General features: G+C 57.9%; 12 protein-coding genes and 1 tRNA gene. 5 read left to right on the top strand and 8 right to left on the bottom strand.

Going from position 1 to position 15294, the window contains the following annotated elements:
• Positions 1–5: 5 nt before the first annotated feature.
• From EYB53_RS15330 to EYB53_RS15320, 3 genes are all read right to left on the bottom strand, one after another.
• The gene (locus tag EYB53_RS15330) at positions 6–1139 is read right to left on the bottom strand and encodes a glycosyltransferase family 4 protein (RefSeq protein WP_135479310.1); all 1134 of its coding nucleotides are present in this window, start codon (positions 1137–1139) and stop codon (positions 6–8) included.
• Positions 1140–1141: 2 nt separating this feature from the next.
• The gene (serC, locus tag EYB53_RS15325; RefSeq protein ID WP_135479309.1) at positions 1142–2224 is read right to left on the bottom strand and encodes a 3-phosphoserine/phosphohydroxythreonine transaminase; all 1083 of its coding nucleotides are present in this window, start codon (positions 2222–2224) and stop codon (positions 1142–1144) included.
• 96 nt (positions 2225–2320) lie between these two features.
• Positions 2321–2396 (bottom strand) — tRNA-Gly (locus EYB53_RS15320).
• 165 nt (positions 2397–2561) lie between these two features.
• Between EYB53_RS15320 and EYB53_RS15315 the strand changes: the two genes are divergently transcribed.
• From EYB53_RS15315 to EYB53_RS15305, 3 genes are all read left to right on the top strand, one after another.
• A complete protein-coding gene (locus EYB53_RS15315; protein WP_135479308.1) occupies positions 2562–3182 on the top strand; it encodes a hypothetical protein in 621 nt (206 codons plus the stop codon).
• A gap of 127 nt (positions 3183–3309) precedes the next feature.
• Positions 3310–4788, top strand: coding sequence for an FGGY family carbohydrate kinase (locus EYB53_RS15310; protein ID WP_135479307.1), 1479 nt, complete (start codon positions 3310–3312; stop codon positions 4786–4788).
• A 58-nt stretch (positions 4789–4846) separates the two neighbouring features.
• Positions 4847–6760, top strand: coding sequence for a diacylglycerol kinase family protein (locus tag EYB53_RS15305; RefSeq protein WP_135479306.1), 1914 nt, complete (start codon positions 4847–4849; stop codon positions 6758–6760).
• Between the two features lie 8 nt (positions 6761–6768).
• Here EYB53_RS15305 and EYB53_RS15300 read toward each other — a convergent pair whose 3' ends face one another.
• A complete protein-coding gene (locus EYB53_RS15300; RefSeq protein WP_135479305.1) occupies positions 6769–7548 on the bottom strand; it encodes an HAD-IIA family hydrolase in 780 nt (259 codons plus the stop codon).
• Positions 7549–7580: 32 nt separating this feature from the next.
• Between EYB53_RS15300 and EYB53_RS15295 the strand changes: the two genes are divergently transcribed.
• Positions 7581–9191 carry a helicase HerA domain-containing protein gene (locus EYB53_RS15295; protein WP_135479304.1) on the top strand — a complete coding sequence of 537 codons (1611 nt, stop codon included), beginning with the start codon at positions 7581–7583 and terminating at the stop codon, positions 9189–9191.
• Positions 9192–9200: 9 nt separating this feature from the next.
• On the opposite strand, the gene EYB53_RS15290 is transcribed toward EYB53_RS15295, so the two are convergent.
• From EYB53_RS15290 to EYB53_RS15280, 3 genes are all read right to left on the bottom strand, one after another.
• A complete protein-coding gene (locus tag EYB53_RS15290) occupies positions 9201–9947 on the bottom strand; it encodes a LamG domain-containing protein (RefSeq protein WP_135479303.1) in 747 nt (248 codons plus the stop codon).
• A gap of 91 nt (positions 9948–10038) precedes the next feature.
• Positions 10039–13260, bottom strand: a complete 3222-nt coding sequence (gene ileS / locus EYB53_RS15285; RefSeq protein WP_135479302.1) for an isoleucine--tRNA ligase — start codon at positions 13258–13260, stop codon at positions 10039–10041.
• Positions 13261–13669: 409 nt separating this feature from the next.
• Positions 13670–14314 (bottom strand): hypothetical protein, encoded by a 645-nt coding sequence (locus EYB53_RS15280; protein WP_135479301.1) that lies wholly within the window; start codon positions 14312–14314, stop codon positions 13670–13672.
• 46 nt (positions 14315–14360) lie between these two features.
• Here EYB53_RS15280 and EYB53_RS15275 point away from each other — a divergent pair, with 46 nt between their 5' ends.
• A complete protein-coding gene (locus EYB53_RS15275) occupies positions 14361–14618 on the top strand; it encodes a hypothetical protein (RefSeq protein ID WP_205712666.1) in 258 nt (85 codons plus the stop codon).
• Positions 14619–14676: 58 nt separating this feature from the next.
• On the opposite strand, the gene EYB53_RS15270 is transcribed toward EYB53_RS15275, so the two are convergent.
• Entirely contained in the window at positions 14677–15126 is a 450-nt protein-coding gene (locus EYB53_RS15270) for a VOC family protein (RefSeq protein WP_135479300.1), read from the bottom strand.
• Positions 15127–15294: the final 168 nt, after the last annotated feature.

Here is a 15294-nt window from a genome sequence, read left to right as displayed (position 1 = left end):
TTTTTCTAGCCGTTCAGCATGCTTTGGTAGACGTCAACATGCCGCTGGGCGATGGCGGCCTGGGTGTAATGGGCGAGCACACGCTGGCGACCGCGTTCGGCGAAGTGGGTGCGGAGGGCCGGGTTGGCGGCGAGGCGTGCGAGCATCGCGCGCAGGGCCGGAACCTCGCCTTCGGGGAAGATGAGCCCGGCGTCGCCAATGACGTACGGTATTTCACCTGAACTTGACCCCACCACAGGAATCCCGCAACTCATGGCCTCAATAAGAATGCGGCCAAACTGTTCTTTCCACGAGGGTGTCGTGTGTGAAGGCAAGACGAGGGTGTCGAGGCTCTGCAGGGCTGTGGGGACATCGGTGCTTTTGATGGCTGGTTTGAGTACAACGCGTTTGCCGAGGCCGAGTTGCGCGATGCGTTGCTCGATTGCGGTGCGCTGGCTCCCATCGCCAATCAAGTGCAAGCAGACGTGGGGGGGTAATCCGGCGAGGGCTTCGACAAGATCGAGAATGCCCTTTTCGGGTACGAGGCGACCGAGATAGCCAAGAATGAAATGCGGGCGCTGGTCGCTCTGTTGCAAAGGCGGGATTTCCGCAAACGAGGCATCCCGGGGGGAAAAGATGGCCGGATCAACGCCAAACTGGGGCACAATCGTCAGAGGGCCACGGTAGCCATGACGCCGAATGATGCCAGCGGCCTCTTGATTGCAGGCGAGCGCGTGGCTGGCATGGCGCAGATTGTAGCGTTCAAAGAGATTAAAAGGCGGGGGATAATAGCGGTCAATATTGGCGTAGTTGTAAAAGCAGCAGCGTGCGCCAAGGGTCACCCCGAGGCGCATTGCTTGAAACGTTGCCAGATTGAACGATTCTTCGTCAATATGCAGCACCTCGGGACGAAGGCGGCGCAATGCGCGGGCAAGTGTCGGGTAGAAGTGCAGATGATGCTGCCCATTGAGCGCCAGAGGTAAACCGGTGAGCGTATACCCCTCGGTAAACTGGCGCTCGAGCCGTTGCACTCCCACCCGAGGTTCTCGCCAACTCCACGGCACCAGCGCGGTCAGCGTCACACCGAGGCGGGCGATCTCCTCGAGCTTGCGTTGATAAGCGCCAACCACAAGCGCTTTGGAGAGGATGACAACGCGCATGGTTAGCCATGCTTCTGCGCAAAGAGGCTCATAAACTGAGCCAGATCGGCGCATGCCTCGTGTTCGAGGGCGTTATAGATCGACGCACGGACCCCACCAACCGAACGATGCCCGGCCAACCCAACCATGCCCTGACCCTGAGCTTCGGCAAGGAACGGCTTTTCAAGCGCCTCATCAGCCAGGCGGAAGGTGACATTCATCTGCGAGCGCGCACTGGTCTCGGCGTGGCCCCGATAGAAACCATTGCTCTGATCAATGGCTGCATAGATCAGCCCCGCCTTGGCGGCATTGCGTTCCGCGATTGCGGCGAGCCCCCCGAGTGACTCGATCCAGCCGAGCACCAGGTCGAGCATGTAGACGGCAAAGACAGGTGGTGTATTATAGAGGGAATTGTTCTTGGCGTGGGTTTTGTAGCTAAAGATCGTCGGCACTTCAGCCCGCGCCTGATCGAGGAAATGCTGCTGGATCAAGACCACCGTCACACCAGCAGGGCCGATATTCTTTTGGGCACCGGCATAGATCAAGCTAAACTTCGTGGCATCGAAAGGCCGTGACAGAATGTCGCTACTCATATCGGCGACCAGGGGTATCTCACCAGACTCGGGAAACGCAGCCCACTGCACACCCTGGATGGTCTCGTTGCTGGTAAGATGGAGGTAGGTGGGATGCTCACTGAGGTGGAGTTCAGCCGCCGAGGGAACCTTGCGATAGCCGCCCTCGGCCATAGTTGCGGCGACATGGACTTCACCGATGCGCCGGGCCTCTTCGAGGGCTTTCTCACCCCAACTGCCTGTGATGGCATAATCAGCCAGGGTACCGGGCCGCAGAAAATTGAGCGCAAGCAGCGCAAATTGGGTACTTGCCCCACCTTGCATCAAGAGAACACGGTAGTCATCGCCAAGCCCTAGCAGCGCTTTGAAGCGTGTTTCGGCACTTTTGTTGATCGCTTCGTACTCTTTGGAGCGATGGCTCATCTCAACGATCGACATACCACGTCCCTGATAGTCCAACAACTCACTCTGGGCGCGTTCGAGCACCACGCGGGGGAGGACAGCAGGGCCAGCGTTGAAATTAGAAACAGGCATAAGATGGCTCCTCACACAATGCTTCAGCAGGGCTATTATACATCAACCAGCCAAAACAAAAGGTCAGGTAGCTTTATGCTACCTGACCTTTCACAATGGAGCGGGAGACGGGATTCGAACCCGCGACCTACACCTTGGCAAGGTGTCGCTCTACCAACTGAGCCACTCCCGCACACTCGTCATTGCTCAGGAAAGTATAGCATGGCTTGAAGGATTTTGCAAATGCGATCATGATCGTAACGGTTCACATTTGAGGTAACAGGCAAGCCTAGGAGCGAGGGCGTTCCGCCCTCGCTCCTAGGCGAAGTGTGAACATTATATATGAAACGAGCAGCGTATGTCAGCAGAAGAGCGAACGGTGTCAGGGTTGCAGCAACGGATCGGGCGACGGTTGAGTGTTGAGCCATACTATATGCTCGTCGAACAGAGCCCTGAGCGCGTGGAACTTGCCTCGCGTTCGGACGCGAATCGGTCGGTTGGAATGCGCGTGGTGGCCGGCGGCGCAGCGATGATTGTGGTAGCATTGATTATTGCTGTGAGCGGGTTGTGGAGTGCCGGGGCGGGGTCGGGGTTTGCGGTTGCGGCGCTCGCTTCGGTGATCGGAGGTTTGCTTGGCGGCCTTGGCTTTCAGCGGATGCTCGGCGGATATGCCATCCTAACGACGTATAATACGCTGGTAGCTGACGCCGAGGCGCAAACGCTGGTCTTGCGTCAGGCCAGTCGTGTTGGGGCCGCACGGACCCAGTTGCTTCGGTTTCATCAGATTACGAGCCTGCGCCTCAATCGTCGCCCATTGGCCGTGGGTTGGCCAATCCGTCGTCTTCAGCCGATTGTGGCCCTTGAACTGCTGGTTGGTGACCATGTCTGGGTGATTGAGACGGCGGCTGATGCTGGTGATCTGGTTGCGCTCGCTCAGGCGCTGGCGACGGTGCTTGAGAAGGAGTTTGTGCGGGAGTGAGGTAGTTTTTTTGACGCAAAGGCGCAAAGGCGCAAGGTTTGAGCAGAGGTCTGCTTATCCTTGGCGGCTTGGGGTGAGCTTCTTTGCAAGGTATTGGGTTTAACGCAGCGGCGTAGAGGGGGCAGGGGTGGGCGAGGCAATGGTGCTGGGGATTGACCAGGGGGGCAGTGGGAGTCGTGCCGTGCTGCTCGATCACGATGGGGTTGTGCGCGGCTATGGCTATCGCCCGGTCGCCCGCATCTATCCGCAACCAGGGTGGGTTGAGCAGCGTCCTGCGGTGGTGGCACGGAGTGTTGCCGACGCAATTCGTGATGCGCTGGCCCGCGCTCGGTGTTCGCCTGCCGATTTGGTTGCCTGTGGTTTGACGTCGCAGCGTGATACGACCTTTGCCTGGGATCGCCGGAATGGACGCCCGATTGGCAATGCGATCACCTGGCAAGATTTGCGTACGGTGCCGCTGGTCGAAGAGGTTGATCAGTGGCAAGATGCCAGTGAACGTCGCCAACGTCTCGGGCAATTTCCCGGTTCATATGCGGCGGCGATGCATATGGCCTGGCGCATGCGTCACGATCCTCCTTTTCGTCGTGCTGCCGAGCGGCAATGGTTGCGGGTCTCGCTCGCCGCTGGCTGGCTCATCCAGGCCCTGGGTCGACCATTTGAGCATGCCCTCGACTATTCGCTGTTACAGGCGATGACGGTTTTTGATCCACGTCGGCGCCAATTGTGGGACGAGTGGATTGCATATCTCGACCTTCCGCGGGCGGCGCTTCCTGTTGCCCGGCCAACGCTCTATCCGTTTGGTGAATTGCACATTGCAGGCCACGCGATCCCTGTGACGGCGATGCTGACTGATCAGCAGGCCGGGCTCTTTGGGTATGATTGTCGTCAGCCGGGCGAGGCTGTGGTGACCCACGGCACGGCTTCGTTTGTCAATGTTGTTGCTGGTGCGCTTGCCCCCCCCCAGGGGATCTGCAAAACCTATCTGGCCTGGGAGCTTGACGGTGTTCCGACCTACACGCTTGAGGCGGATATGACGGTGACCGGGGCGGCGATCCGCTGGTTGAGCCAGATGCGCTTTATTCGCCATGCCCACGAACTCGATCAGCTTGCCGGGTCGGCTGCCGATAGTGATGGCGTTGTGTTCGTTCCGGCCTTTACTGGCCTTGGTGTGCCTTGGGAGGATCGTCAGGTGCGTGGTACGCTGATGGGGATGACGTTGGGGACAACACCAGGCCATCTGGCACGTGCCCTGTTTGAAGCGATAGGGTGCCAACTCCACGCGATTATTGCGACGATGGAACAGGAAGCGAATCTGACGATTCAGGTGCTACGGGTCGGGGGAGGGCTGGCGAATAGTGATCGTGCCTGTCAGATCCAGGCGGATCTTGCCGGGCTCAAGCTTGTGCGGGCGCGCAATACCGAGACGGGGGTGCGTGCTGCGGCCCTGCTTGGCGGGCTTGGCGCTGGTTTCTGGGCCACCCCCGACGCCTTGCCGCCGTTGCCGCTGGATGATGCGCAGGTTTTTGAACCGACGATGTTGGCTTCGGCGCGAGAGAATCTGCTGCAGCGTTGGTATGCGGCGTTGCAACGCTTGCGGGAGGGATAATGCGTGTTGGGGTTGAACGCAGAGACGCAGAGGCGCTGAGGGTGAGGAGGAGAAGCTTATGCATAGTACGCAACAGCGTGCTACCAATATTTTTGTCGTTTTGAACCCGGTTGCTGGTACGTCTGATCCCGAGATGGTACGGGCGGCGCTTGAGCAACGCCTAGGCAGTGCTGGACGGCAACTCGCGATCTATACGACGACGGGTGCCGATGGCGAGGATATTTCGGGGCGGGTACGCGAGGCGGTGGCAGGTGGATGCGACCTGGTCGTTGCCGCTGGCGGTGATGGAACCGTTGCGGCGGTTGCCGGTGCTCTTGCTGGAAGCAATGTTCCACTTGGCATTGTGCCAGTTGGGACAGCAAATGTGCTGGTGCAGGTGCTTGCGCTTCCGTTGGAACTAGAGCCAGCGATTGATCTGCTGGCCGAGGATCTGCGCATTGTCGCGCTTGATGGTATGCGCCTCGGCGATCAGTTGGGACTCTTGCATATCAGTGTCGGACTGACGTCATTGATGCAACGGGATACCAGCCGCGAGGCGAAACGTCGTTTTGGCCGTCTTGCCTATTTCTATGTGGCGGCGCGCTGGGCGTTCGGCATGCAACCGCAACGCTTTATGCTGGTTATTGACGGGGTGCGCTATCGCGTGAGTGCCTCACAGGTGCTTGTCGCGAATGGTGGCGATATGGGTCAGCCGCCCTTTAGTTGGGGTACCGAGATTGTGCCTGATGATGGCGTCATTGATGTGTGCATTATCACTGCCCGGACACTGCGCGACTATCTGAAGGTCGGATGGGCGACGTTGACTGGTAGGCAGCATTCGATCCAGCAGATGCGCTATTTCAAGGCTCGTCAGAGCGTCGCGATCAATATGAAGTCAAAGCGCCAACGCATGCCAGTACAGCTTGATGGTGAACTGGCTGGCACAACGCCAATCAAGATCACCGTCGAGCCGCGAGCGGTGCGTTGTGTGGTTGGATCTGGCTTTGTTGCGCATGACGTGGCACCGCAACCCACGCTCACGACGCCCCTGACGCCTGAGGGCGCTTTGCTTGATGAACCTGTTGATGCGGAGGTGGCTGCGCGGATGGCTCCGCTTATTGATGCGTTGCGCGAGCAACTCGCACAGATTGTTGGGCCGGAACAGGCCCGCCAGGTTGTTGATACGTTGATCCGTTTGGCAGCCGATCGCACGGCTCCTTCGGTTGGGCAAACGGTGGATGCTGTGGAAGCGCCGCAACTTGCGGCGCAGATCGCCGGAAGCCACGATGCCGATGCCATCGCCGACGCGCTGCTGGCCGTGGCCGCGCAGATCGAGGCCCGTGAGGGAATGTCGCGTGAAGCCCTTGAGCAGGCGGCGCGGCGTGCAACCAATCCCCAGGTAACTGAACGTGACCCGAAACTGGCGAGTTCATTGTCACTTTTGCGCGCCGAACTGATCGAGCAGATGGGGCCGTATCACGCTCTTGATAGCCGCCTCTTTGTCATGGTCAACCAGATGCCGCATCCGCCCCTGCTCAATCGATTCATGTATGGGTTAACGCAGGTGATGAATGGGGGATGGGGCTGGATTTTGATCCTGCTTGGCGCAACGGCAATTGATCGCGAGCGGGGCCTTCAGGCGTTGCGCCAGGTTGCCCCGCCTATGTGGTTGTCCACGATGACGATTGAGTATCCGGTCAAGAGCTATTTTCGCCGCCAACGCCCTTTTCTTGATGTGGTGCAGGCCGTGGTGATTGGGCGCAAGCCCGGCTCGTACTCATTCCCTTCGGGCCACTCGGCTGCTGCTTTTGCGGGTGCCTGGCTGATGAGTCGCCACTATCCTGAACTGCGCCCCGCATGGTATCTGCTGGCCGCGACGGTCAGTTTCTCGCGGGTCTATCTGGGTGTCCATTACCCTGGTGATGTGATTATTGGTGCGGCGGCAGGCACGGCGCTGGCCGAGGCGACGCGGCGTTTGATCGACTATTCGTAAATGATGCGTCACAGCAAGAGTTCAAGCAGAGTTTCAGCGATGTAGGTTGGCTGGGCCGGGGCGGTGGCAAGATCGGCCCGGTTGCTGTCACCTGTCAAGACAAGCAGGGTTGCCATGCCGGCGGCGGCACCCATTGCAATGTCGGTCATTAGGCGGTCGCCAACCATCAGGCACCGCTCGGGTGGAACCTGGATCAACTCGCCGATGGTGCGCGCCATAATTGGTGATGGCTTGCCGACATTGAGCTCGCATTGGGTGGCGGTGCAGGCTTCGATAGCCGCAATGATTGCTGCGGCGTCGGGCTCGCCTCCCCCAGGCACGGGGCAAAACCGGTCGGGGTTGGTGGCAATCAGGCGGGCACCGGCGCGGATTGCATCAAAGGCAACCTGGAGTTTATGGTAGGTGAAGGTGCGATCAAATGAAGCGACGACAAAGTCAATTGACTCGGCCTGTTCACTGAGTTGGAAACCCGCCGCTTCGAGTTCACCAATCAGCGGTGCCTCGCCACATACAAAGAGCGTTGCCCCTGGTGCGTTGGCAAGCAGCCACTGTACGAGCACATACGATGAATTGACAACCTCATTGAGCGCGACCTCGATCCCCAGACTGTGTAATTTCAGGCTATACTGTTCACGGGTTCGCGTTGGATTGTTGGAGAGAAAGGCGATCCGTCGCCCCTCATGGCGGAGCGTCGTCAACAACTCGGTGGCCCCGGGCAAGATCTGGTCCCCGAGATAAATGGTACCGTCAAGATCGAAAATGTACCCGTCAAAGCGTGGAATAGACATAGCTTTCTTTCTACCCTGGCAAGGAGTCATTGATGGCATTGCAGCGCAATCGGCTTGGCGTCATCACCAGTGGCTCGCTGAGTGAAGGGCTGACTGCCCGCCTCGAGGCGAGTGAGAGTGTTGAAGATATGCGTGTTGGCAAGTTTGTGGTCGTTCAGGGTGAAAAACACGAATTCTTCTCGATGATCACCGATGTGACGCTTGAAGCAACCAGTCAGAAGATTTTAACCGATCCGCCCGATGGTGACAGCTTTTTGCAGGCGGTACTCGCGGGGACTTCAACATTTGGTACCCTTGACTTGATGCCGCGCCTGATGTTGCCGCATGACCTGAGCGCACAGTTGCTGCCGGTGAAGACGATCCCGCGCCACTTTTCACCGGTCTTTGAGGCGCAGGAAGGCGATTTCACGCGGGTCTTTGGGCAAGAAGATACGAGCCATTTTGAGATCGGGCGACCGCTCGATATGAATGTGCCGGTCTGCCTCGATCTCAACCGGTTGGTCGAGCGCTCGAATGGCATTTTTGGCAAGAGCGGCACCGGCAAAAGTTTTTTGACCCGGCTTTTGTTGTGTGGGGTGATCCACGCGAATATCGCGAGCAATTTGATCTTCGATATGCACAACGAATATGGCTGGGAGACACGCGCTGAAAATAATACCTTTGTCAAGGGTCTCAAGCAACTCTTTGGCAGCGATGTGCTGGTCTACACGCTTGATCGGCGGACGCGCCAGCGTAATCAGATCGATGGCGAGGTCGTCATCGGTCTCGACCAGATCGAAATTGAAGATGTGATCCTGTTGACCGAAGAACTCAACCTGAGTAGCACGGCGACCGAGTCGGCGTACTTGCTGTATGACCGTTTCAAGCAAGATTGGTTGCGTTGCTTGCTCGAAATGGATAGCGACGCGATCACCGAGTTTGCCGAGCAGAGTGGCGCGCACCCGAGTTCGATCAGTGCGCTGAAACGCAAACTAGCCCAGATCCCTCGCCTTGGTTTTGTTGAAGAGAAGGCCAATTTTTCCTCGGTTGACCGTATGATCGAACACCTTGCGGCAGGCCGCAATGTCGTGCTTGCGTTTGGTCCGCACGGGGGGAGCCTGGCCTATATGCTGGTGGCGAACCTGATTACGCGGCGGATTCACCGCCGCTGGATCGAGCAGACCGAGCGGTTTCTCGAGTCAAAAAATGAGCGTGATCGCCCGCAACCCTTGATGATCACGATCGAAGAGGCACACAAATTCTTGAGCCCGCAGACGGCCCGCCAGACGATTTTTGGCACGATTGCGCGTGAGTTGCGCAAATACAGTGTTACCCTGCTCGTTGTCGATCAGCGGCCTTCGTCGATTGACAACGAAGTGATGAGTCAGCTTGGCACCCGCATTACGGCGCTGCTCAACGATGACCGCGACATTGACGCGGTTTTTACCGGGGTCAGTGGGGCCACGGGCCTCAAGGCGGTGCTGGCGACGCTTGATAGCAAGCAACAGGCGCTCGTGCTCGGCCATGCTGTGCCGATGCCGGTTGTCATCAAGACACGTGGTTATGACGAGTTGCTTTATGCAGCGGTGCAACGGCGTGGCATGGTGCGTCCTGGCGTGATGCCCACGGCGCAGGAAGAAGTTGACGAGCTTTTTCCCGATTGAGGGTAGAGGTCACCCATATACGGCATCATCGATCTCGACCCATTGTGCCTCAGGCACATCTAGCAAGCCCCACCGCAAACGCCCCTGCGGTGTTGCTACCAGGTACTGATTATCAATCCAGGCGACAAAACACATCGGGCCGCGTGGTGACGGTACCTCATCAAGGATGATCCGCCCATCAACAAGAAAACGACTCGTGCGTTCACCCCATTCGATGGTATAGGTATGCCAGGCGGTCATTGGCACCCCCACAAGCCGCTCACTTGCCCCGATCGACCGCTGCAAGGGGGGCCACCATCCCCGATAGAGCAAAGGTATTCGCATCAGTGGCGCAGCGAGCAAGGCCACCGGAAAGAGGGCTAGCCCCTGTGGACGACCGGCATCAATGGCTGCCGCCTTCCAGCCGTGCCCCGGCACGCCAGACGCCAGCGCAATGTCGCTTGGTGGCGAGCCATAAAAAAACCAGAGCGCCCGCGGCATCGTCGGCCATCCCGCCAGGAAGTAGTTCCAGAACCCAAAGCCAGCCGTGCCGCGCAGCACCCCCGCCTCGTGCGAAAAATGTGCCCGCAGGCTCAGCCGCATCGGTGGGCGCCGGATCAACGGTTCACGTTGACCGCGTTGATAGTCGTCAATCTGGGCATCGCTATATGCCTGGGTCGTTGCACCCTCAATCACCAACCGCAACGGTCGCGCACCCTCAAGCCGCCCCGTGCCAACCAGATGACGCCGCAAGTGGGGGAGATCTTCTTGTTTCAAGGATGACTCCTGTACCTGCACGGAGCGATGCCAGCTTTGCTGGCATCGCTCCGTGCAGAGAAAGCGAAGGTTTAGGCCCAATACTTAAGGTCTACGCCTTCACAATGCCCAATGTAGCGTCTCCATCGCCAAATTCGGCCTGCTCGGTGTGGGCACCCTCGGGGGCGTCGCCCACCGTGAGACTCGTTGCCAGGGTTTCGCCGCGTACATAGTCGCCCCACTGCGCCAGGGTTTCCTGCAGCAGTGCAGCTTCGTTTGCACTGGTCACATAGAGCGCAATGCGATCGGCGATCGCCAGGCCAGCCTGTTTGCGGGCATCCTGGACGCTGCGCACGAGATCGCGTGCCGCTCCCTCCAGGCGCAGTTCGGGCGTGACAGTGGTGTTCAGGGCCACGAGCATCCCGTCGCTTTCGGCGACAGCGTAGCCTTCGGGGGCGCTACTCTCGACCAGAATCTCTTCAGCCTGGAGTTCGAGGGCTTGCCCGTTGATCGTCAGCCGTACGGGTTCACCAGCTTCACATGCGTGCGCCGCTGCGCGTGCGGCATCGCCGGTCAGGTCTTTAAGCGCAGCGGTCAATGCCGGTACGAGCTTACCGTACTTCTTGCCAAGCAGCCGCAAATTGGGCTTGAAGCGATACTCGACAATCGTTGAGGCAGCTTCGAGATAGCGCACCTGCTTGACATTCAACTCGTCGCGCAGATCCGCTTCAAACCGGCGTACGCCCATCATCTCGGCGGGTGTCGCCGCACGCAGCCAGAGCTCGGCCAGCGGCTGGCGCACCTTGAGGTTGGCTGTCTTGCGGGCAGCACGCCCCAACGAGACTGCGTTGAGCAACGCTTCCGTATCGGCAACCAGCGTCTCGTCAGTAAGCGCCGGATCGTAGCTCGGCCACCGCGCCAGGTGAACACTCTCGGCGACACCTTCAAGCGGCGTGCCACTTGTAGCCTGACCCGTCAAATTGCGGTAGATCTGCTCACTGATAAACGGGATAAAGGGCGCCGTCAGTTTGGTCAAGGTCAGCAAACACGTATAGAGCGTATTGTAGGCTGCCTGCTTGTCGACATCGGTTTCACTCTTCCAGAAACGCCGCCGATTGCGCCGCACATACCAGTTCGAGAGCTCGTCAACAAACCGCTCGATCCGCCGCGCCGCCGGGTAGACCTCGTAGTCCTCGAAGTCAGCAGTGACATCACGTACCAGCCCGTTGAGCGCCGCCAGCGCCCAGCGGTCAATCGGCTGCAACGCCTCATCAGGTACAGCCTCACCCGGCTGCCACTGGTCGAGGGTCGCATAGGTAACAAAGAAGCTATAGGTATTCCAGAGCGTCAGCAAGAATTTGCGCAGGCTCTCGCTGACCAGGCCCATGCTAAAGCGCCGCGGGTTCCCTGGAGGCGCCGCGGCAAAGAGATACCAGCGCAAAGCGTCGACGCCATACGCCTCGATCACCTCGGATGGCTTGATGATGTTGCCCTTGCTCTTGCTCATCTTCAGGCCGTGCTCGTCGAGGATATGACCAAGGCAGATCACATTCTGGAAGGCCGGACGATTGAAGAGCAGCGTGCTTTCGGCATGCAACGTATAGAACCATCCGCGGGTCTGGTCCACCGCCTCACAGATATAATCGGCTGGATGCGCGCTCTCAAAGAGTTGTTGGTTTTCAAAGGGATAGTGCCACTGCGCCACCGGCATGGCCCCGCTATCGAACCAGCAGTCGGCAACATCAGGAATGCGTCGCATCGTGCCGTGCTGCGGATCTTCCCAGGTCACCTCGTCAACATAGGGGCGGTGCAGATCGAGATCGCGCAGCGAGCGTCCCACCTTCTGCTCCAACTCTTCCAGACTGCCGATGCACGCCATATGTGAGCCATCAGCGTTGGTCCAGATCGGCAAGGGCGTACCCCAATAGCGCTCGCGACTGATCGCCCAGTCAATATTATTTTCGAGCCAGTTGCCAAAGCGCCCATCACGGATATGCTCGGGCACCCAGTGGATCTGTTGATTATTGTCAACCAGATCATCCTTGTACGCCGTCGTGCGGATGTACCACGAAGGTTTGGCATAGTAGAGCAACGGCGTATCGTCGCGCCAACAGAAGGGATAGCTGTGACGCACGCGCCCACTCTTGAACATCAGACCACGCTGTTTGAGATTGCGCGTGATGTCAGTGTCAGCCGTTTTGAAGAACTTGCCACCAAAACCCAGTTCCTCATATTCGGGCAGCACCTTGCCGTCGAGTCCCACCGAAAAGAGTGTCGGCAAGCCATACTTGCGCCCGATCTCCAGGTCACCATAGGCTGGTGCGATATGCACCACCCCGGTACCATCATCAAGGCTGACAAACTCATCGGCAATCACCCGATACGCTTGCGCCCAATCAACCGTATCGCCCTTGCCCGGCACTCCCTGGAAGAGTGGCTCGTAACGCAGGCCGACCAGGTCGCTGCCCTGGATCTGGCGTTGCACCTGCGCACCTTCGCCGAGCACCCGCTCGACCAGGCTCGCCGCAACCAGCAACGGCTGTCCATCCACCTCGGCCAGCGCATACATAGCCTCGGGATTGACCGCCAACGCCGCGTTGGCCGGCAACGTCCAGGGCGTCGTCGTCCACGCCACCATAAAGGCACCCTCCAACCCCGAAGCCAGCGCCTCTGCCGGAGCGCCCTCAACTGAGGCACCACTCAGCCGGAACTTCACCCAGACACTCGGATCATCAACGTCCTCCTTGAAGCCGAGGCTCACCTCGTGATCGCTGAGCGTCGTTCCGCAGCGCGGGCAATGCATCGTCACCTTATAGTCACGGAAAAGCAACCCACGATCCCAGAACTGGCGCAAGATCCACCAGAGCGACTCGATATACTTGTTATCGTAGGTATAATAGCCATCCTCATCAACCCAGTAGGCAATGCGCTGGGTAAACGTCTTCCACTCCTGGATATACTCCCAGACACTCTCACGGCAGAGCTTATTAAATTCTGCGATGCCAAAGCGTTCGATATCAGCTTTGCCGGTAAACCCGAGTTTGCGTTCAACCTCGATCTCAACTGGCAACCCGTGGGTATCCCAGCCCTCACGACGCCCGATGATCTGATAGCCCTGCATCGCCCGATAGCGCAGGATAATATCCTTAAAGGTTCGGCTGATGACATGGTGGAGACCGGGGCGACCGTTTGCCGTCGGTGGCCCCTCATAAAAGACAAACGGCTTTTCACCCGAAGCAAGCGAGCGTTCCACAATCTGTCGCTCAGTCCACCACTCCAGCACCTCTTCTTCGAGCTGTGGGAAGGAGACATTCGTCGTGACTGGTGTAAACATGCATCCTCCAGAAACGTACCTGGCCAAACGGCGAGACAACAAAAAACCCCGCCCCCAAGAACAAGGGGACGAGGCAAAAAGCCCCGCGGTACCACCCCGCTTCAGAAGGTTGAAGGAACGGAGAGCAGCAGTGAGCAAAGCACTCACCCACCATCCCGACGCCTTCACATTCTGCGCTCGGCGAGCGTCTAACAACGCTCTGTCCCGCTAACGAGGGACAAGATCGGGCGGGGCTACTGCGGGCATCGACGTGACACCACGGTTCACCTGCCAGCTCAGGGGTGATCTTCAGATGATGCTCAACTGCCCGGCTCACACCAGCCCGGGCTCGCTGAAGGCGAGATTGATCATCGTACTCGTCCCCGTCACAGCCATTTGCGTTGTAGTATAACAACAGGGTCGCACAGCGTCAAGTGGGGGACGGCATCGACTCCATCGTCAATCCACCCGTCGCTTCAAGCCAGTCGGCGATCCGTTCCGCCGCTGCTGGCACATCGTTATCAGAAATATCTACCGTCAAGGTTGGCAGCGTCGTTGCGGCAACCAGTTGCTGCATCAACTTCTGTTCAGCCACAAAGGCTTGCAAATCATCATACTGGGCCGGATTGCCCGACACCTTCAGCCGCTCGAGCCGTGCCGCCGCAAATGACTCGGGTGTGCGCGTGCAGAAGACCAGACGGAACCCGAGTGGACGCATCCGGTCTTCCAACCACCTGAAATCATAGTGTTTATCATAGCGTTGCAATTGGTACATTTGCGTAGACAGATGAAAGCGATCAATAATCCACGAATAGTAACGCTGCAACTCAAAGAGGCGCACCCAGGTCTGGTAGGTCTCGATTGCCAGGGCTTCTTCTTGCGGCTCAAAATTGATCAAGCCGCGACCCCACGGGAAATTGGTAAAAGCGCACCACTCAGCCGAAATGACGGGTGAATGATAACGATATTTGCGTGGGCCAACAATGCGCGGATGCTCATTCAACGCAAAAGCGAGCTCAGTCTTGAAAGTCAGGCGTGTTCCTTCGAGAATGATTTTGGAACAGAGTTTCGCCATAGGTACGCACCTCTATTATGTGTCTTTCTCTGTTGTAAAAACCTATTTGGAGAACATTATATATGATGATTATGATCGGCTCTTGCAACTCTGTGACGCACTGGCATTGCCCGAAGGTTTCTGTTTGCTGGAAAAGCGCTTCGTTGATGTCGCGTTACGTCACGGCGTGCATGAAACACTCCCGGATAGATGGCGTGCAACGATGCAGCTCCAAGCCCACTTTGAGGCGCTGCTCGGTGGTTCGCTCTACACCTATTTACCCGGCGTCGTGCGCACAACATTTGGCGTAGAAGGGCTGCCGTAGCATAGACGCTTGAGGGCGAGCGGTTTTTCTCTTGTGCCAATCATCTTTTTGTAGGCACTCATGCACCCTTAAATGCGGATTCGAGGGTTTCAATGTCGATCTTGCTCATCTGCAACATTGCCTGCATTGCTCGATTGGCTGCTTGTCTGTCTGGGGAGCCCAAGAGCTTTGACAAGATCTGCGGAACAATTTGCCAAGATACGCCAAAGCGGTCTTTCAGCCAGGCACATTGACCTTCTTCGCCGCCGTCGGCTGTAAGTGCGCTCCAGAGATAATCAGTCTCTTGTTGATCTTTGGTGGTTACTGAGATAGAAGCAGCCTCGGTAGGTTTGAACTGCGGCCCACCGTTCAACGCTTGAAATGGCACTCCGTCAAGCGTGAACGTCACCATGACGGGCGAAACGCTCAAGATCGCTGAATTTGGCAGAAGCGACGTATAGAACCTTGCCGCTTCTTCAGCGTTGCTGTCGTACCAAAGGCACACTGCTACTGATGATGACGGGGTCATTTACTTTGATCTCCTACGGTTATGTTGCCGCTATAGCTTTGGTTATGATAATCAAATGTAGCATATTTGTTCTTTAAATGCAAGCCCCAAAAGGCAACTACGTAGGGCGATTACATCATACGAAACCGGATAAAAAATACGCTCTCTGTGGCAGCATGTGCATGCAAC

The organism is Candidatus Chloroploca mongolica, assembly GCF_004762035.2.
Taxonomy (GTDB): Bacteria; Chloroflexota; Chloroflexia; order Chloroflexales; family Chloroflexaceae; genus Chloroploca; species Chloroploca mongolica.
This window is presented reverse-complemented; position numbering and strand designations above follow the sequence as displayed.